This is a genomic window from Paenibacillus aquistagni (assembly GCF_900177815.1).
Lineage (GTDB): Bacteria > Bacillota > Bacilli > Paenibacillales > Paenibacillaceae > Paenibacillus_B > Paenibacillus_B aquistagni.
In genome coordinates this window covers 156,210-174,746 of record NZ_FXAZ01000004.1, presented here as the reverse complement: position 1 = coordinate 174,746, position 18,537 = coordinate 156,210, and the positions used below count along the sequence as shown (strand labels likewise).

Below are 18,537 nucleotides of genomic sequence, written 5' to 3'. Positions count from 1 at the left end.
TCTCGTCACTCCTATTCCATAAACAGCGGCTGCGAAAAAGCGCCAGATCCGCCCTCTAGATACACGGCAATCCGAACATAGCCTTCATCCCCGGTACAGGTATAGCGAAGCTCGGTAAAACGTCCAGTTACCTCATGCAGCACCTTGCCGTACTTGCCGATCACTGTCGCGTACTTGTACATGCCATCCAACTGATCGCTGCTGCCAAGCTTCGCTACAATGGTGCTTCCCTCTACCTCAATCGAATCAAATCCATAGCCTGTAGAGACATAGAAACTACCGCTTCGAAGCGCCTCAAGCACTGCCTCATGACTGTTCGTGGCCGCAAGCGCCACATTCCAGGCTCTTCTCTCTTGACCATAGGCATGAAAGTCATCATTGCCAAATCCCCACACCTTCCTGCCAGAGGACAACACAGCATCCCATTTATCAAAGGCAATGTCGTACTCCGGATTGCCGTCTCCATTGATAACCTCAATGCCTGTGTAGGCGTTCATCGCGAGCATGTCTGCAAGCTTCCAATACTGCGAGTAGTAGCGGTTAGGATGCACAAGCACGGATATCCCGCCACCCTCCAAGCACATAGCCGACAACTGCCCGTAATTATCGATCGTAAATTCATTCGTGTATCCTTCCATTATGGCCTTAGGAGGCTGCACGAGAAGCATGTGCGCCTTAGGGCTGCTAACTTCAATCGCCTCGTATAGGGTTGGAATCGTGCTCTCGTCCGTATGCTCCGTGATCTGGTCGTGATCGGATATCGCGAAGAAATCATAGTCATGATACATGCGATACACCGTGCTCAGCGGATGATGCCCATCGCTATTGGTCGTATGATTATGCAGGCTTCCACGAAGCCACACGCCTTCCTTGGCGTAGGGATTATGAATGTTCATCTTAGGTCCTCCTGTTAAAAGCCTATTATTCTTTCATCGAGCCGATCATGACCCCTTTGGCGAAGTACTTCTGCAAGAACGGGTATACCAAGACGATCGGTGTAATGACGATCATAATCGTCGCCATCTTAAGCGAGGTTCCCGTCACCTGAATCTTATCGAGCATCTGCATCTGCATCGAGCCAGTAGCGCTCATCAGCGTATCGGTTAGCGCCTGCTGCTTCGTCAGCATCTCCTGAAGAACCGTAGACAGCGGCTTCATATTCGGGTCCCTTACATAGAAGGAGCCTGTGAACCAGTCGTTCCAATGGCCCACCGCATTGAATAAGGAGATTGCTGCGATTACGGGCTTGCTTGTTGGCAGTATAATGCGAAAGAAAATGCCGAAGTCGCTGCAGCCATCAATGCGCGCCGCTTCCTCAAGCCCTTCTGGCGTCTGCTCGAAGAAGGATTTCATGATCATCATGTTCCACACGCTGTACAGCGCAGGCAGCACATATACCCAGATGCTGTTTGTCAGATGAAGCTCCTTCAGCACAATATAATAAGGAATCAGGCCGCCGCTAAATAACATCGTAAAGAAAATAAAGAAGGTCAGCTGCTTCTGTCCGGGCATCGTTCTGGTCTTCAAGGCGTATGCAGCCATCGCCGTTAAAAATACGCTTAGAAACGTCCCCAGTACCGTACGGAACACAGAAATAAGGAAGCCATTGACGATATTGGACTGTCGAAACACTTCCTTGAAATTATCCAGTGTGAAATCACGCGGCCAGAAGTAAATGCCGCCCTTGGCTGCATCTGTCCCTACATTCAGCGATAATGCCAGGACATTTAATGTCGGCAATATAATGGACAAGCACAGCAGGATAAGCACGGTATAGTTCAGTACGGTCATCAAGCTTCCAAAGGCCGTACCTAATGAGACTGTCGTTTTTTTCATCCTACGCTTCTCCTCTCGATTCATAGAGAGCCCTCCCAAGCAGGAGGGAAGGCTCTCTCATGTACGAACTCCTATTCATTAGAACATCAGCTTTGTCTTCGAATCCTGATCTTTTTGCTCCAGCAGCTTAATGTACTCTTCCATCCCCGCACTCTTGAGCTGGCCTGCAGCTGCATCCAGAATGGACTTCGCTTCAGTCATATCCTTCGCATAGTAAGCGCGAACCAAGCTTTCCTTGTACTTATCAAGCGCCATGGTCAGCATCGAGCCTTTCGGGAATTCCCCAATGAAGGCAAGCGCAGCATAGCCGTCGCGCAGGTCAATATTTTTCTTTTTCTCGTCATAGTTCCAGTACGCTGCAATCTCCAGCGGACCTTTATTAATGTCCTTGTTTACCGATTCGCCGTAGCTTGCTTCGCCGAAGTCCTTCAGATCATCAAGATCCGTTCCGCCCAGGTACCAGCCCCAGTCGTTGCCTACACCAGCAAAACCAAGCTCCTTCGCTTTCACAGGGTCTTGTTCAATCAGATCCAGCACTTCTTTCTTGGGTACAGGGTTGCCATTGGCATCAAGGTCATAATCGCGGCCTTCCAAGCCATATTTCCACAAAAGCTTGCCTTCACGGCTCGCAAGGAAGTCAGCAAGCTTCACGATATCCTCTGGGTGCTCAGTTGTCTGCGGAATAGACCAAGCACCATAACCGCCTTTGAAGGTCGAAGTCATACGATATGGGCCATCAACAGTATCCAAAGGACCGATTGGAATGTAGCGGTTGTCCTTGTTTTCGATATTGTAGTTGTGCATATCACCGATAATGGCGAAGGAATCGTTCAGCACGCCCTCTTTGGCACGGTTTTCCTCCATAGAGTAATATTCAGGATGCATGAGCTTCTCTTTCAGCAGCTTCTGAACGAACTCCACACGCTTCAAGCCGTATTCCGTCTGGCTTTCGTGCAGAATCGCACCATTCTTGTCACGGCCGAATCCTTCACCATTGAAGCCAGTCCACACGAGATCATTGTACAGGCCGCTGCGATCGATTCCGCCCCATACTGTCGGTCCAATCGGATACACATCCTTGCCGTTTTTATCCTTGAATTGACCATCCTTAATCTTCTTGGCTAACTCGTACAGCTGCTCGGACGTCGTAATCGTGCGCGGATCCACCTGAAGCGCGTCAGCGATATCTTTGCGAATGTAAGGGCCAGAAACATATTTGCGAGATTCATAGCCGCCCTCACGCGGAATATTTAAGTGAATGGCATATGCCGAGCCGCCAAACTCTGGACGGAACATGACACCATACTCTGTATCAAGCGGCAAGTAGCCTTCTTCGGTGTACTTCTTATACACCGTTGTATCCTTCAAGAGTGGAGCGAGATCATGAAACATCTCTTCACGAGATGCCTTGTTGATCATCTCCATCTCAGGACGGCCGCTGTGATTAAGATAGTACGCGATAAAGTCCGGCAGGTCCCCTGCAGCAAGTCCCGCAGCCAGCGCCTTCTGAGAGCCGTCATGCCCGACGGCTTGGAGTTCCAGCTCAATACCCGTCATTTCCTTGAGCTTCGCTGCGATCTCTGGGTTCATTCCTTCTGTAACATCGCTGCCCATAAACACAAGCCCTTTGAGCTTGCGGTCAGCAATCCATGTGGATGGCTTATCAGAAGGCGTTTCGCTTGTGCTTGTCCCCTTGGCACTGTCCGTGCTTGATGGACTGGAAGTTCCACAAGCGGTTAACAGCATAGAGACAACAAGTGTCAGTGCAAGCAGCTTGGACCAAATATGCATTCGATTGTGAGACATGTTTTTCTCTCCTTTTGAATGATTCTTATATGTGTATTTCTCGTATCGCAAGAAGCATTTGCTTCCCCAATACGTCCTACCAAAGAGAGGACTGGAACCATTTCTTTGCGACTTTGTTTACCGTGAGCACTAGAATCAAGCCTACGATGCCCTGCATCATTCCGATGGCCGTACCAAAGCCAAACTGCCCGCTTTCAAGCCCCATATAGATGATGTAGGTATCGAGAATTTCAGATACATTCATGTTGCCTGGCGTCTTCAGCAGATAGATCTGGTCAAAGCCGGCAGACAAGATACTGCCAAGCGACAAGATGAACAGCACGATAATGGTTGAGCGAATGCCTGGCAGGGTAATATGCCAGATCTGGCGCCATTTGTTCGCTCCATCAATCTTGGCTGCCTCGTACAAGGCAGGATTAATCCCCACAATGGCGGCATAGTAGATAATGGAGCTCCAGCCGACGTCCTTCCATACATAGCTCCAGAACATCATCGGATGGAAGGCGCCCTCCTCCATCATGAAGAAGGTGCTGCCATCACCTCCGAGCCATGAGATCACTTGATTGACAAGTCCGGTATCCGGCGCAAGGATTCGCTGCATGATGCCGACCACGATGACCCAAGAGAAGAAGTGCGGCAAATAAGCAATGCCTTGAAACAGATTGCGCAGCCGCGAATTCTTCACCTCATTGAACATTAAAGCGAGAAGAATCGGAAACGGCATGGCTAGAAAGACCTTCATGCCGCTGATCACCAGCGTGTTGCGTATGAGACGCCAGCTTTGAGGATCTTGAAAGAACATCTCAAAGTACGTGAGTCCAATCCACGGACTGCCAAAGATCCCTTTGTTGAACTGGTACTCCTTAAAGGCCAGAACAAGACCTCCCATTGGAATGTACGAGAAGATAATAAAGAAGATCACACAAGGCAGAAGCATCAGATAGAGCTGATAATGAGAGCAAATGCGTTTCCACAGCTGCGATCGTTGACGTGTTGTTGCAGAGCCGCCTGCCGCCATACCCGTTATGACAGTCGTATCCCTTGCCATCTCAATCTCCCTCCTGTCCTTTACATTCATAATCCATCATCGTGCTTGTCCGCCTTTCATTCGGTGAAGCAGCTCAGGCTTCATTGTTGTAATGCTGTCTACCTTCATCTCGATCAGCTCCTTCATGCGCTGAGGCTCGTTGACCGTATAGACCGATACGAAGAGATTATGTGCATGAGCGATATCGACAAATGCTGGGGTTACCATAGCCTCGTGAAGATTCACGCCCGCATATCCTTCTTGCTGTGCCTGCTGACAGAAGCCGTCAATCTGGTCATGCCGTGTGCCGTCCTTGATGATCATGGACATTGGCGCATTAAGCAGCAGAGCCATGCCTGACGCCTCGACTTCAATCCCTTCCGTGCACCCTGTCACATAGATTAGGTGCTCTGCACGGGCAGCTTTCACGAGCTTCAAGGTGGGGTTCACGGCTTCCCCATTTTTAATGTCCAGATTAAGCTTGATCTGCCGTCTAATTGCTTCTTGCAGGAGCTCCTCCAGCTTCACCAGCTCATGCTCCACATAGATATCGCCAAGCTGTGCGCGCAGCGGCAGCTGATTCAATTCATCCACACCATACTGCTCCAGCAAGGGGGAATGGTCGTGCATCAGAATCGGCTCCTGCTTCTTCGTCACTCGAATATCCACCTCTGCCACATCGGCCCGAGCATCACATGCTTCCAAGAAGGAGCTCCACGTATTCGCTGGCGCCTGCCCTGAACCAGTATGAGCAGTAATCAATGGTCGTGCGTTATCTTTCAAGACATCTCACCTCGATGATTCATTCCGTTATGATTGATTCCGTTTGTTTGTTGCCTGATGTTGTGATATCTATACTTTAAATTCAGAATGTTTTCGTGAGATCAACGGAATATTAATGTTTTTTTAAGTGAGGTTTTCTGTGTTTATTCTGTTTTATTATGGAAAACGGGCATTTCAATTGTTCGGAAGGCCTTATGCCTAAGAGATAGATGTGGTTTGTTGTGGGATTTAATGACTGTGGGTTGTCCGATTTTAATTCGTTTCCAAAGTTCAGCCTGCTGGGATCGTAACCAAGCTGCCGAACATCAATTTCGTCTAATTTGTGAAAAAATAGCTCTCATGAGCCTTGAAATTCGTGCTTTTGTTATTTAAAGTGTTGATGAAGCCTGAATGATTGCAAGACCCCATTTAATAGAATGAAGGAGGAATAATAATGATTGAATTTTTAAGAAGGAATGTATGGGCTTCAGCTGTGCTGCTTCTCATTCGGCTGTATCTAGGGTATACCTGGATCTCGGCTGGACTTAACAAACTGTCTGGAGGCAGCTTCAACGCGAGCGGATTCCTGAAGGGAGCTGTGGAGAAAGCATCTGGCGAACGGCCGATCGTGCAAGGATGGTGGGCTTCGTTTATAGAACATGTCGCCATTCCGAATGCAAGCCTTTTCAGCATGATGGTGCAATGGGGAGAGATCCTGGTCGGCGTTGGCCTCCTCGTTGGAGGCTTGACTCGTACGGCTGCCTTTTTCGGAATCGTCATGAATATGTCTTTTCTATTAAGCGGTTCAATCAGCAACAACCCCATCATGATCATCCTGTCCATGTTTATTCTCGTTGCCTATACCAACGCCGGACGATTCGGCATCGACTACTTCCTGCACACCAAGCTTAGACAGCACAAGAATCAATCACCAGCACAAGCTGCTTCCTCGTCCTAACACCACGAACACCTTTAGCCAACACGAAAAAGGCCCCCGGAATCACCGAAGACCCTGCTTAAGTAAGCATATCCTTAAGTCCTTGCTTATGAGAACACCTGCAATTGGGCTGAATCCCATGATTTCATCGCAACACCCATTTTTGCGCACTTTTAGTTAAAACGTTTAAATTATTCAGGCTGCTATTTCCTTTTTCTTGTTGAACCACACCTGCACATTACTGCTCATCAGATGAAACAGGCACACGCCATGGCCATGTCCCAAGCTTAGGTGTCCGCTGCCACAATCCACGTTATTCCTTTAAGCTCAAGCTCCTGCCCCCAAGAAGGCGGATACGGCTGATCACATACTACGACATCAACCTGATCCAATGGCGTAATGTGACAGAAGGCCTGGATGCCCATCTTGCTGTAATCAGCCAGCACGATGACTTCCTTGGCATTCGCCGCTGCTGCTTTGGAGATCACGGTATCGTTCATGTCGTAATCACTGATGCCTGTCAGAATAGAAACACCGCCGACAGAAATAAAGGCTTTATCCACATAGAAGTGACGGAGCATATCCAGGCACAAATGCCCGCTTACCGATTGCTGATCAGGAGAGATCTCGCCTCCGAGGATAATAATTCGGCCGCTGAACAGCCCTTGAGCCAAGGAATCACGCAGAAGGCTCGCCACCGTTAAGGAATTGGTGATGACCGTAATGCGCTTGCGCCCCTTTAAGACACGAGCCAGCTCATGAATGGTCGTACCTGTGTCCATGTAGACCGTATTGCCATCTTGAATCAACATGGCTGCACATCGGCCAATCTTCTGCTTCGCTTCATGATGGAGAACCTGCCGCTGCTGATACGGCGGTTCTCCTGTTTCATATTGCACCTTCACCGCTCCGCCATACACCCGTCGAAGCCGTTCTTCCTCCTCCAGCACAGCGAGATCACGTCGAATCGTCTCATTCGATACTTGAAGCTGCTCTGCAAGCAGCACTACACGCACCTTGCCGGTGCTGTCCAGCTGCTCCAGTATATACTGCTTGCGTTCTTCAGATAATAGAGACACGCAATATCTCCTCATTTCCCCATAGAGTGAACGCTGATAAGGCTATAGCAGATTAAAGCGTTCCTTAAAGTTCATAGGAATGGTAAAGCGATGGTCCTCACCGATCAAAAACCGATAATCGGGATATTCAAGCTCTTCTGTAAGAGCCAGACGTTCCACCCAAGGCGAATACGTACAAAAACGAATGCATTGATGCTCCTCGTCCATCTCCGCTAATCGGAGCCAGCCGTTGCCTCCTCGGTAGCTGTCCTGATAATTGACAAGAAGCTGAATGACGTCATGGCCGTCTGGATTGGCTCTTACCTGATAGCCTGAGCCGTCGTAATGTCCATTTACCGTCATAAATACTTGCTTGTACGGTGCGATTAACTCCTCCCAAATGACCGACCCAAGCTCTGACTGCACCAAGGACTTGGAGGATGGCTGCTCTCGCTTATATAAAATATCATGCGAGATTAGGATAGTAGGCAGCGCCCGGTGCTGATTCAGCACATCTCTTAGCCAAGCAAGATCGGTGTGCAGATGCTTCATGTCAGCCATAAGCCACAGATAGGTATAGCTCCCCGCTTCCATGATGCTGTATGAGCTGTAGCAGGATGGAGAGTGACCTTGGACATAGGCTTTGTCTATAAACCGAGCAGGGCCAAAATAGCCTAGATACGTATCCGCCTCATCATAATCATGATTGCCCGCTGTCATGACATAAGGAGTATTGGCTTGATCCAGCTTGGCAATCGCAAGTGAGGCTCGCTCCCACTCGTCTTTGGCATCACTATGATCCACCACATCCCCTAGCAAGGCTGTCATGGCAATATTCAATTCCTCATGCTTCTGCTTTACCCACTCGATCTGCGCATTGAACATATGCGGGTTCAGATAGACCAGCTTCTGAGGATCAGGGATGAAGGCGAAGTAATACTGATCGGAGGATCTTCGAGTCACCTCCCCCTCATTGGTCCCTTCTAGCCGCCGCAGCGGCTTCATGCTGGTCAGCCATTGCGTGCTTGAAAGCGCACGATCCGTGATGCGAATCTCGGACAGCCTCCCGGAGAACAGCGAATCAAGCTCCCCCTTCCACTCGGAGGCGCCGATATTCCATCCTTTTCCCGGAACAGCAGCAATGCCTTTAAGATCTTGCTGAAGACAAGCGAAATCACAAATGCCGTTCACATACAATAACGTCTCGTTGGTATCGTTGACGATAACGACATGATGCCATTCCTCGTCCTTTAAGTATCTCGACCAGCTGGTCGCCGAGCTCATGGCTGCATAAGGGTGATGCACCCATTGATATTCCATGCAATTGGAGACAGACAAAGTGGCAAGGAGTTCCCGCTCGCCTTGACGGCCAAGCTCTGCTCCTGCTCCCTGCCTTGTCAGCACACCCATCCAGCTATGCTGCTCTTCGTCAAAGGGGACAGGCAGCTTCACAATTGCTTCTATGGTATATCCGTGCTCAAAGGTATGCTGATTAATTGGCGCAGACGCAAGGGTACGAAAGTATCCGCGAGCAGCGGCCGACTCGTCATTTAGCATATTGAGCACTTCACCATGCTCTTGATCATGCACCCAAGTCAGACATGGCGATGTTCCTGCTTCTTGGTGAACATCACGTCCACCAAGAACCTGCACCCATTCCAGATGATTGCCATTGCCGCTCAGATCCGCAATTCTCCCTTCCCCAGCCTCTAGGGCACCATCAAGCACATGATCGCTGCAGAATCTCCAATGCGCAGCAGCTTGCACCGTACCGACATCGTGCTGGCTTCCAGCCTCTTGCCTCTTAGGGCTCATAGCTGGCCTCATGTCGCACTTTCCTCCACGCTAATGGATGCAGTCGAACAAGGCGTTTGATTCGCTGACTGACCCTCTTCCCGCGCATTTTCCATACGCTCATCTGCTCGCTCAAGCTCCGCCATGAACCAATCTCTTGCTTCAAGCCAGTTGTCTACTCGCACGTAACGCGTCTCATGTACATTGCGCGGAGCCGTGAACAGGACACCTTTTCCCTGAAAGGCCTGTAGCTGCTTCACATTATCGTCTACCATGTAGTCAGCGCGAATGATGCTTTTATCGCCACAGAACACAAAGTTCATTTCATCTAGAAAGTCAAAATGCTCCAGCAGCCACTCATACTTCGCACGGAAGGATGCGGGCACTTCCATAGCGGCTGTCGTGATATAAATCGCATAATGTTGGCTTAGCTCCTGCAGCACCTGCTGGCTATGCGGCATCACCTTAATCTGACGGAAAAAGTCTTCTCTTGCGTAATAGCTCTCGATCGCTTCGCGGGCGTTCGGGCGGGCATCAAGCAGCGACCTTCCATGAAGCTCGGCTAATGTCAGTTCATCTTGATAGTCTCGGTTGTACCATTCCACATGTGTATTCAGCGTATCTGCAATCACTTCATCCATATCGATGGCTATACGTTTCATGATTCCATTCCTCCAGTAAAGTAGGCTACATCAAGCATAATCAAGCAACAAAGCAAAGAAGTCTCGCATAACCAAAACGGATACCACAATCATAACGGGCATCTGTTAGCTTCATTTAAAACGCCTGTTAAATATTTGTAAATAACAGATTGTAATATGAAGTGCAGCAGCTAAATATAAAGAAGCCCATAGATGAACAATCACACTTGGCTTGACAATGGGACATAAAAAAAGACCTTGAAGGATAGGACCTTCGAGGTCTAAAGTCAGCTGTTGTGGATGAATATCACCTCGTTACGTTGCCCTTTTGCAGACGGTTATTGGTTGGCCGAACAAGGAGCCACATATAGCTATTAACAGACTCACCTGCAATTCACCCCTGTTCTTGCATTAGCTTGTACCACAGTTCCTTGTATAGCTCATTCACAAAAGGCTGGTCTACGCTCGCGTGCTGTGCGGCCTCCATAATGTCTAGCAATTGTTGCACCGACAATTGTCCGAGCGCTCGGCGTCCACCCTTGTTCCACTGCGTTGTACTGGCTTCCAGGATAACCTCCGCTTCGATGTGCTGGAGTTTCGAAATATATCGAGCAATTTCGTCCGCGAAGATAAGCGTATCTTCATAGGTCAGCCCCAACCGTTCCCGTTTCAGATAAAGGACAGTCAGAACTGCCACTTTAATAGAATGCGTTGCAATCATCTCCTTTGTTCTGTTCCGAAAATCGTCTTTTAGGAAGAACCTTCAAACCCTACCGAGTACCAGATGTCCTCAGATTCTATTAAAACCCAGATTCCAATAGGATTTTCCAATATAAAGAGGGCTCACACAAGAGATTCTAGTGTATAACACACTGAAAATAAATAGTGGATTATCCGCTGAATTATACTCATTTTGAGGTGAGTCCCTGTGGTCTATGAACGAATACGAAACATGCGTGAAGATAAGGATTTATCACAAGAGAAACTATGCGAGTATCTGAATTGCAAACAGCGAACCTACAGCGATTACGAACGAGGGAAGTTGGATATTCCGACATCGCTCTTAATTGCATTAGCCGATTTCCATCAAACGAGCATCGATTATTTGCTTGGTCGTACGGATCAAAAAACGCCGTATCCACCCAGCTCCAAAAAACGTTCTTGAACTCTGTCAGCCATTTTTTTGAAAGGCTCCAATGCTCGAAGGTGCATCCAATAAAATCCACTGAAAGAAAGGTTGATAAGGAATAAGTGATTGTGAACATGCAGTCATATTCAGTCGGAACTGGGTGGGGGTAAAAAGAGGACCTTGAGGATTGCCCCCAAGGTCATATACATATCAGAAACTGCACACTTTAAGTTTCGATAAGCATTAATCCATCCATATACAATTCTAATTTAGATGTGTCAAGCCATGGCACCTCATTTTCCCTAACAGTATAGAAGCGTAGAATCACATCTTCACCGTCATAAGAGAGTATTAGCATAAACTTCCTGCGTCCGTTGAATTGTTTATAGAGAATCGCCTCCCAAACTCCTAGTATCTTTATTCCGATGTTTAGGATTGAATCAGGATGTACACCCTCACCAAAAGTATCATTTAAGTGAATATGGTTATAATCGGCTTCAAATGCAGTTCTATCGGTTACAAATTGATTAGGTGAAAAATGAGTCGGTAATTCACTACCTTTTAGCTGACTTAAGAGAACGCAATCATCCCATTCAAAAAAACTTGGGAAGATAATACTCTCTAACGCAGTAAAATCGATGGTAAAATTATTCATCATACTATTAGTCTTTACAGTATCAATGTACTGTTTCATTTTGGCATTAGTTTTCATCTTTCACCTCATTTTGGAACGTAAGGACTTTCACCAAGATATTGTGTAAGCCCCACATTCAATTTCTTTACGAAATTCGAATCTTTAAGCATTTTATTAACGCTTTTCGGAGCAAGACTACCATTGGAATTAACGAAGGCTCCTTTTTGTGGGTCAAACAAATACTTCTTATTATTTGCATCCTGATAATGAATCTGTCCGGGCCGTTGACCGGGGTTAGGGTTTTCAACATCTATCCTTGCCTTACTACCATTTTCTTTCCAAATTGTTTTACTGGTAGTTCGAACTCCTTTCGCCCCGAACATACAGTTCGTATTATGCACCCAAATCCCAATATCCGTTACATAATACGTGTGATAGTCAGCAACTGTAAAGTTATAAACCGTAACTAGCTCATCTAGTTTAATAAACTCAACCTTATCAATCGTGAGGTTGCTTCCATAAGCCTTTTGAAGTTTATCCCCTTCTTGAAGCTCATAAGCGAAAATCCAGCCCTTTCCTTCAACCCAGAATGGATGATTGTCCGTTGTCTCGAAGATCTGGTCGTCGACATACAACTTAATTATATCATCACGCTGATTGCGATAAAGGTTCGTTACTTCTTTGTAAGCCAACTCTCCGTTAGGGTTGTTCTCATCTTTGGCAAGAACCATATCTCCGACTTCAATGTCTTCGATATTCTTCTCCCCTTCTTCTGTTAGTACTTTTGTTCCAGCTGTAAAGCAGTTGCAGCCTACTTTTACGGCCTTATTAATAAATCCTGATCCCTTTTTTGTTAGCTTCGCGGTTTTCCCTTGTGGTGTAATATCTACAATGATCAATCCGGCAGCTAAAAACTGCTCGAAGGAATAAGGATTCTTTTGAGAAATTTCATAGTATTCTCTGATTTGAGATAAGCTTCCTAATGACCAGTAATCAACTGCAGTATACCAAGACGAATGAATAGTTTTTAAATCATTCCAAGTTTTCTTTGCTTCTTTTTTCGTCCAGTCCCAAGCAGCCGTACAATACTTCTTTCCTAACCAATCTGTAAAGCAATGGCCACTTGGATCCGTATACTTGAGTGGATTATTTGCAGTATACGTGTAAAGATTTTGTGTGAGCGGATTATTTATTTGCCCCTCATACGCATCTTCACTCACAAATCGACCGAGACTCGGATCATACCATCTTGCGCGCAAATATTGTAAGCCTGTCGTATGGTCCCAATACTCCCCGGAATACCGCAAAACATTTGGCACCTTTTCTTCCTCAACCTCAGGGCCTCCCCAAATATCATAGGAATATCGATTGAGTACTTCTCCAGCACTATCCGTAATTCCTACCACATCTTGATGTCCATTTAACTGGTAGTATTGCATTTGTCCGCTCTTCTTATCTTGTCTAGCTAATAAACGGCCTTCTAGATCATATACATAGACATACGTTAATTGGGGGCTAGCTTTTAAAGTACCTTCAGATTCGGCAATTAATCTCCCATATTCGTCGTAGTAATAACGATTCTTTATATCCCCTTCAACACGCTCATATAATAATCCATAGCCGTTATAAGCATAAGTAACTGTTTTTCCTTCTCCCGCTACTTGTGTCAATTGATTTAGGCTATCAAACGTATAAGCAGCATCCACCATTCCGAATATTTTTGAAGTGCCCGTTTGTGCACGGTTACCATTTTCATCATAGAGATAGCGCTCCGTCTTATCGTTTGAATCTTCCGTTTGAATTCGGCTCAACTCATCATAGGTAAATTGTGCGTTTCCTTCTGGCTCTATAATAGTAGTCAGATTCTTATTGTTGTCATAACGGTATTGATATTCCTGTAATGATTGACCCGCGTACTTCATGTTTACTTGGGATAAATCATATCCGTTATACCCCATGCTCATCTGTAGACCTGTTCCGAATGTGTATCCTTTTAACAAACTGTTCTGCTGATATTGGAACGTCACTCGATCAATCGCAGTTGTTGCTCTGGATTGCATATTACCAGCGTTGCTACTAATATCAATGCTGTCCATACGATTCATGGAATCAAAGTCATATCGAACATCCGTTATCGCACCAGTAGGTGACGATCTCCGAGATGCAGGTGTTACGTTACGTCAAAAGAAATCGTTGCAAACTCTTAGGAATACGGGGACGTTTCCTTGTTGGAAAGCGGATTCGATCAGCGTTCTAAGGAAGTCAGCAATCGTAAGACATTCGGTCGTTGGGAACGCGATACCGTCGTGTCTAGCTGATGAAAGAGTAAATCTTGTACAACCTCCTTTATCGAGCGTAAAACTAGCCTCTATTTCACGGTGGAAATGTCCGATCGTATCGCCCATTCCATGGAAATCTCTTTCGCACATACCTTGACAATTCATCCAAGAATACGAAAAGCACCCTCCCCGCCTTGCGGCAGAAAGAATGCTTCTTCTATCCTGTAACCTGTGCTATAAAAATCGCATCTTGCTACGTAAATCTTGTTGCGAGTATCAGACTGTGATCATGTAAGTCTTACATGAGAACCTTCACATAAGAAGGTTCTCATCATGGCCACATTGAATTTACGCCTTGTTCAAGGCCGTTTCTGCACCGCGTTCACCCTGATAAGCAGATTCGGAAGCCGCTTCATCCTTGCTTGCCGCTCCCTCATCCATTTTGTTGGAGGTGCGAAGTGGAATCTCACGCAAGAAGAACACCAGCACGAGCGCCACGACGAGCAGGGCTGCACCGGACAAGAAGACAGTCGTTAGCGATGAACTAAGCGCATCGCGCAATGCTTCCACCACTTGGTTAAACATCGGCTGAATCGCATCAGGCAGCGACTCCTGCACCTGCTGGAGCTTCGGTTGGTCAAGCAAAGCCTGAGGACCGCTTAAGAATTGGAACTTCTCTGCAGTTGCTGGATCAAGCTTGCTCATATCCATCCCGCCGCCGCTTGCCGCCATTTTGTCCGCAATATTGTTCTTCAAGCTGGTAGCCATAATCGTCCCCATAACCGAGATCCCGATCGTACCCCCAAGGCTTCTGAACAACTGGGAAGAAGCGGTTGCAACACCAAGCTCTGACGGCTTCACCGCATTCTGCACCGTGAGCGAGAAGACTGGCATGCCAAAGCCTAACCCCAGGCCGAATACAATCATGCTGGCGACCGCCATCGCGATATTGTTCATAAAGGCCATCATCACCATGCCAGCAATCATAATAGGCATGCCAAGCATCGCATAGCGCTTGTATTTTCCGGTTTTGGTAATCCATTTGCCTGTAAAGGCACTAATCACAACCATTGCAATGGACATCGGCATCGTTACATAACCAGAGTATGTTGGCGAGACACCCTCTACTCCCTGCACGAAGAATGGCAAGTAGATGAGCGCTCCCATCATTCCTGCATTCATGATGAAGCCGATCAGATTAGACAACGTAACGATATCATTGCGGAAGAGCGACATCGGCAGCACAGGGCTCTTCACACGAAGCTCGACAAATATGAAAATAATGAGGAACAGCACAGCTGCACCGAAAAGGCTTATCACCTCAATGGAATCCCACGGATAAGTCGTTCCCGCCCAAGAGAAGCCAAGCAGCAGCGGAACAATTGACAGCGTAAGGAAGATGGAGCCCCAATAGTCGATGGACTCTGATTCCCGACGTTCCGTCTTCGGAAACATCGTTAAGATCATGACGAAAGCCACGATTCCGATCGGAAGGAAGATCCAGAAGACCCACTTCCAGTTCATATGATCGACGATAAAGCCGCCGAGTGCAGGACCGATGACACTTGAGAAGCCAAACACCGCCATCATAACCCCGGTCCATTTTCCGCGTTCACGCGGAGCGAACAAATCCCCTACAGCTGTAAAGGCTGAGGACATAATGACACCAGCACCAAGACCTTGTATCCCCCGATAAGCAATCAATTGGAAGATGTCCTTCGAGAAGCCGGACAAAAAGGCCCCGATAATAAATAGAACGATACCTGTCAAAATAAATGGCTTGCGTCCATAAATATCGGACAGTTTGCCCACAAGCACGGTAGCGATCGTGGAGGTCAGCATGTAGATGGTGACCACCCATGTATAGTGGTCCATCCCACCCAGAATAGCGATAATGCGCGGCATGGCTGTACTTACGATGGTCTGGTTAATGGATGAAAAGAACATCGCAGCAATGATTGCCATCATCACCGTGATCTTTCGTTTGTGTGATAAGTGTTCCACTTTCTTTTACTCCTCCTTGATTTGTTCCAGCCTATCCAGCATCTCGGAGAAGATACGCTGCAAATGTTCCATATCTTCTGGAGAGAGCGTGCCGAATAGGGCGGCTAACATTTCTCCCTGCTTCTCCACAAGCGTATCGACGCAGCGATTGCCTTCCTCTGTGATCTCAAGCAATACGGCACGCCGATCCGTTGATATGCGAGTACGCACAACACGGCCGCGATCCATCAGCTTATCCGCCATTCCTGTAATAGCGCCTGCGGTGACACCTAGCTTCTCAGCCAGCTCATTAACCTGTGTAGAGCCTTGCTTGCGGAGAATACAGAGTAGGCGGAACTGGTTCATTGACATCTCCTCATCTACCCGACGATTCCATTCCTGTGTAGCCCGCTTAATGAGCTTCTTGAACAAGATCGGCAGGTCGAGCAGCATCGGATGTTCTGACATGATTACCGTCCCCTCGAACTGTTATATTGTTTAATAATTTATTAGTAAATAATAAACACTTTAATGAAATATTGCAACACTTTAATATAAAATTTTTTACATAAAAAATCACTTAAACATGCACAAAAGCCGATCCAAACAGATCGGCTTCTTAAGCATCCTTAATCATTTATAGCGTTCATTATTTATGTGATCAATACATAATCCATCTCATGATCCTCTATCTAAAGTACTTCGTTAATGATCGTCCTTTGCATCGAATCGATACTCCGTCACCACTCCACAGGAAGTGAAGCCGACTCGCTGATAGGCTTTATTCGAAGAAGCATAGTTGGCGTCGGCATACAGCATTGGCGTAAGCCCCTCCTGAAGAAGAGAGCGGCACAGTCCGCCAACTAGTGCTCCGGCATAGCGCTGTCCTCTATGAGCAGGGTCGGTGTACACCATATTGATGCGAGCATGCCGAGGCGATCGATGAGCAGCTGAAGCTAGTGATACCACCTGTCCGTCAACTTCCCATACACTTATATGGCCCGCCGGCAGAAGAACCTGTACTCGCTCCAACACATCCTCAAGCTTCACCGTTTGATTCATCGCCTCTTGGTTAAGCCCAACGATAAACCGAGCAATGGTCTGTTCATCTCCTGGAGCAGCCGGCCTCATCCGTCCGCGAACTCCCTCTTGCTCTATGACTTTTGGGCAGTGATATGCTTGCAGCTCCATACGCACCACTGGGGTTACATCATACGCGCTCGCGTATCGCTCCACAAAATCACGAATCAGTTCCGGATCGCCTGTCACACCCGGAAGCCTAGAGCTATAAGGGTATTTCACCAGCGCATTCAGAAGCTCTTCCTTGCGATTCGCGTGCAGCTCTGGCTGTATGTACAGCCATGCAAAATACCCCGGAGTCTGGCCTAAGAGAATGTCGCCTGTCTCCGTATGAATAGATAGCGCATCTTCTCCCGTTAAAATCGCGTACAGAACATTGTACTTGGCTTCCATCGCCTGGAATGCGGGCTGCGCAAACACATGCTGGAATGATCGATTGGATACAAGCATTGGCCCCTCTCCCTTCTCTTCAATAGAAAAATTACCCATATAATTCCTGACATTATACGGGTTCAAACCTTCTTTGTACAGATAAGTTTATTGATGTGCTTCCTATTATTTGCTAAGGTCAAATGTGAAGGGAAAGATGAAGGAGGGACATCATGTTAAAGCGAGGTGCATCTTTTGGCAGGCTGTTTCTAATTGGAGCCTTCCTGTCTTTGTTTTTATTCGGAATAATGATCGCTTGGACGACGACCTCTATGGATACTGTGATCCGCATGCTCTTTAGCCTAATAATATGGAGTGTGCTAGGAGGGCTTGCCTTCAGCTATATGTTCTATACCTACCCTCAGCCTCCTGGTGCCGCTTCACCTAAAGTCATTGCAAACAAATCCAGGTTCTGGCTCGCCATTTCAGGCGTATTGATCCTGTCTCTGCTCAGTGTGCGTTATCCCCATCAATACACTCTGGCGGATCATTTACTTCTTCAAGTCGGGGTCACGCCAATCTGGAGGCCGCTGCACAGCTCAACAGTCTATATGGCAGGACTGCTCATCGTCTTCTTTTTCGTCGCCTGTCTGAGCAACCTGATTCATTCGCTTCATCGACTAAGAGTGGCTGCAGCTGTGCTCGCGCTTCTATTTATAAGCTCCTTCCCATCTATAATGGTGGATCTGATTCAGAAGCACGCGGCTAACGGTATCTATGCGATTCAATTCGATACTCGCAAGGCAATGGCTGTATGTCAGTGGGATTTTACGACCAATGAAGGGAACGGCAGTTGTGTCATACAAGGCACAAATGAAAGTTCACAGCCTGTAACCGCTAAGATCATTCTGCTTGCACCCGACAGCACCAATAGAGACACGATTCATCCCAATATTACGCTTCAAAATGTCGTATTTGAGCCTCATCAAAGGAGTCGAGCGATACAGATTCACCTTACGCCAAATGATCAAAAGCAGGCAGCCGCCAGCAATCTGACCACCATATCCGCAAGCTATGACAGCATGCTTCTAACCGCAGACGGACAGGTAAGACGTCTATATGATCTATCCAGCCGTCCGCTATTCCAGGAATCAAGCAAGCAGCATAAGGGTATGGAAAAAGATTGAAACCTTCTAGGGCCT

General features: G+C 47.2%; 17 protein-coding genes. 3 read left to right on the top strand and 14 right to left on the bottom strand.

Features of this window, described 5'->3' with window-relative positions; genetic code table 11:
- Positions 1 to 11 precede the first annotated feature (11 nt).
- The 5 genes from B9Y93_RS14805 to B9Y93_RS14785 form a co-directional block, all read right to left on the bottom strand.
- Entirely contained in the window at positions 12 to 896 is an 885-nt protein-coding gene (locus B9Y93_RS14805; protein WP_085495418.1) for a CehA/McbA family metallohydrolase, read from the bottom strand.
- A 25-nt stretch (positions 897 to 921) separates the two neighbouring features.
- A complete protein-coding gene (locus B9Y93_RS14800; protein WP_085496063.1) occupies positions 922 to 1,836 on the bottom strand; it encodes a carbohydrate ABC transporter permease in 915 nt (304 codons plus the stop codon).
- 78 nt (positions 1,837 to 1,914) lie between these two features.
- Positions 1,915 to 3,642, bottom strand: a complete 1,728-nt coding sequence (locus tag B9Y93_RS14795) for an extracellular solute-binding protein (RefSeq protein ID WP_085495416.1) — start codon at positions 3,640 to 3,642, stop codon at positions 1,915 to 1,917.
- A gap of 76 nt (positions 3,643 to 3,718) precedes the next feature.
- Positions 3,719 to 4,660, bottom strand: coding sequence for an ABC transporter permease (locus tag B9Y93_RS14790; RefSeq protein WP_085496060.1), 942 nt, complete (start codon positions 4,658 to 4,660; stop codon positions 3,719 to 3,721).
- Positions 4,661 to 4,726: 66 nt separating this feature from the next.
- Positions 4,727 to 5,452 carry a glycerophosphodiester phosphodiesterase gene (locus tag B9Y93_RS14785; RefSeq protein ID WP_085495414.1) on the bottom strand — a complete coding sequence of 242 codons (726 nt, stop codon included), beginning with the start codon at positions 5,450 to 5,452 and terminating at the stop codon, positions 4,727 to 4,729.
- Positions 5,453 to 5,882: 430 nt separating this feature from the next.
- Between B9Y93_RS14785 and B9Y93_RS14780 the strand changes: the two genes are divergently transcribed.
- A complete protein-coding gene (locus B9Y93_RS14780) occupies positions 5,883 to 6,389 on the top strand; it encodes a DoxX family membrane protein (protein WP_085495413.1) in 507 nt (168 codons plus the stop codon).
- A gap of 266 nt (positions 6,390 to 6,655) precedes the next feature.
- Here the strand turns inward: B9Y93_RS14780 and B9Y93_RS14775 are convergent, their stop codons facing one another.
- The 4 genes from B9Y93_RS14775 to B9Y93_RS14760 form a co-directional block, all read right to left on the bottom strand.
- Positions 6,656 to 7,447 carry a DeoR/GlpR family DNA-binding transcription regulator gene (locus B9Y93_RS14775; protein ID WP_085495411.1) on the bottom strand — a complete coding sequence of 264 codons (792 nt, stop codon included), beginning with the start codon at positions 7,445 to 7,447 and terminating at the stop codon, positions 6,656 to 6,658.
- Positions 7,448 to 7,489: 42 nt separating this feature from the next.
- On the bottom strand, positions 7,490 to 9,253 hold the full coding sequence (locus B9Y93_RS14770; RefSeq protein ID WP_244903419.1) for a LamG-like jellyroll fold domain-containing protein: 1,764 nt from the start codon (positions 9,251 to 9,253) through the stop codon (positions 7,490 to 7,492).
- Positions 9,250 to 9,882: a 5' nucleotidase, NT5C type gene (locus tag B9Y93_RS14765; RefSeq protein ID WP_085495410.1), complete on the bottom strand. Its 633-nt coding sequence runs from the start codon at positions 9,880 to 9,882 to the stop codon at positions 9,250 to 9,252. Before B9Y93_RS14765 ends, B9Y93_RS14770 begins: the two co-directional genes overlap by 4 nt.
- 373 nt (positions 9,883 to 10,255) lie before the next feature.
- Positions 10,256 to 10,582 carry a hypothetical protein gene (locus B9Y93_RS14760; protein ID WP_139829177.1) on the bottom strand — a complete coding sequence of 109 codons (327 nt, stop codon included), beginning with the start codon at positions 10,580 to 10,582 and terminating at the stop codon, positions 10,256 to 10,258.
- 231 nt (positions 10,583 to 10,813) lie between these two features.
- On the opposite strand from B9Y93_RS14760, the gene B9Y93_RS14755 reads away from it, so the two are divergent.
- Complete coding sequence (locus B9Y93_RS14755; RefSeq protein WP_085495406.1) at positions 10,814 to 11,026, top strand: helix-turn-helix domain-containing protein; 213 nt, start codon at positions 10,814 to 10,816, stop codon at positions 11,024 to 11,026.
- Between the two features lie 190 nt (positions 11,027 to 11,216).
- On the opposite strand, the gene B9Y93_RS14750 is transcribed toward B9Y93_RS14755, so the two are convergent.
- The 5 genes from B9Y93_RS14750 to B9Y93_RS14725 form a co-directional block, all read right to left on the bottom strand.
- The gene (locus B9Y93_RS14750) at positions 11,217 to 11,702 is read right to left on the bottom strand and encodes a hypothetical protein (RefSeq protein WP_085495404.1); all 486 of its coding nucleotides are present in this window, start codon (positions 11,700 to 11,702) and stop codon (positions 11,217 to 11,219) included.
- A gap of 8 nt (positions 11,703 to 11,710) precedes the next feature.
- The gene (locus B9Y93_RS14745) at positions 11,711 to 13,729 is read right to left on the bottom strand and encodes a polymorphic toxin-type HINT domain-containing protein (RefSeq protein ID WP_085495402.1); all 2,019 of its coding nucleotides are present in this window, start codon (positions 13,727 to 13,729) and stop codon (positions 11,711 to 11,713) included.
- A gap of 522 nt (positions 13,730 to 14,251) precedes the next feature.
- Positions 14,252 to 15,907 carry an MDR family MFS transporter gene (locus B9Y93_RS14735; RefSeq protein WP_085495398.1) on the bottom strand — a complete coding sequence of 552 codons (1,656 nt, stop codon included), beginning with the start codon at positions 15,905 to 15,907 and terminating at the stop codon, positions 14,252 to 14,254.
- A 6-nt stretch (positions 15,908 to 15,913) separates the two neighbouring features.
- Entirely contained in the window at positions 15,914 to 16,354 is a 441-nt protein-coding gene (locus B9Y93_RS14730) for a MarR family winged helix-turn-helix transcriptional regulator (protein WP_085495396.1), read from the bottom strand.
- A gap of 237 nt (positions 16,355 to 16,591) precedes the next feature.
- Positions 16,592 to 17,416: a GNAT family N-acetyltransferase gene (locus B9Y93_RS14725; RefSeq protein ID WP_176228940.1), complete on the bottom strand. Its 825-nt coding sequence runs from the start codon at positions 17,414 to 17,416 to the stop codon at positions 16,592 to 16,594.
- A 152-nt stretch (positions 17,417 to 17,568) separates the two neighbouring features.
- Here B9Y93_RS14725 and B9Y93_RS14720 point away from each other — a divergent pair, with 152 nt between their 5' ends.
- On the top strand, positions 17,569 to 18,522 hold the full coding sequence (locus B9Y93_RS14720; RefSeq protein WP_085495392.1) for a DUF1129 domain-containing protein: 954 nt from the start codon (positions 17,569 to 17,571) through the stop codon (positions 18,520 to 18,522).
- Positions 18,523 to 18,537 lie beyond the last annotated feature (15 nt).

Coding starts and splice junctions, on each gene's coding strand:
- B9Y93_RS14805 (WP_085495418.1), bottom strand. CDS start 896: ATGAACATTCATAATCCCTACGCCAAGGAAGGCGTGTGGCTTCGTGGA.
- B9Y93_RS14800 (WP_085496063.1), bottom strand. CDS start 1,836: ATGAAAAAAACGACAGTCTCATTAGGTACGGCCTTTGGAAGCTTGATG.
- B9Y93_RS14795 (WP_085495416.1), bottom strand. CDS start 3,642: ATGTCTCACAATCGAATGCATATTTGGTCCAAGCTGCTTGCACTGACA.
- B9Y93_RS14790 (WP_085496060.1), bottom strand. CDS start 4,660: ATGGCGGCAGGCGGCTCTGCAACAACACGTCAACGATCGCAGCTGTGG.
- B9Y93_RS14770 (WP_244903419.1), bottom strand. CDS start 9,253: ATGAGGCCAGCTATGAGCCCTAAGAGGCAAGAGGCTGGAAGCCAGCAC.
- B9Y93_RS14765 (WP_085495410.1), bottom strand. CDS start 9,882: ATGAAACGTATAGCCATCGATATGGATGAAGTGATTGCAGATACGCTG.
- B9Y93_RS14760 (WP_139829177.1), bottom strand. CDS start 10,582: ATGATTGCAACGCATTCTATTAAAGTGGCAGTTCTGACTGTCCTTTAT.
- B9Y93_RS14755 (WP_085495406.1), top strand. CDS start 10,814: ATGCGTGAAGATAAGGATTTATCACAAGAGAAACTATGCGAGTATCTG.
- B9Y93_RS14750 (WP_085495404.1), bottom strand. CDS start 11,702: ATGAAAACTAATGCCAAAATGAAACAGTACATTGATACTGTAAAGACT.
- B9Y93_RS14745 (WP_085495402.1), bottom strand. CDS start 13,729: ATGAATCGTATGGACAGCATTGATATTAGTAGCAACGCTGGTAATATG.
- B9Y93_RS14730 (WP_085495396.1), bottom strand. CDS start 16,354: ATGTCAGAACATCCGATGCTGCTCGACCTGCCGATCTTGTTCAAGAAG.
- B9Y93_RS14725 (WP_176228940.1), bottom strand. CDS start 17,416: ATGCTTGTATCCAATCGATCATTCCAGCATGTGTTTGCGCAGCCCGCA.
- B9Y93_RS14720 (WP_085495392.1), top strand. CDS start 17,569: ATGTTAAAGCGAGGTGCATCTTTTGGCAGGCTGTTTCTAATTGGAGCC.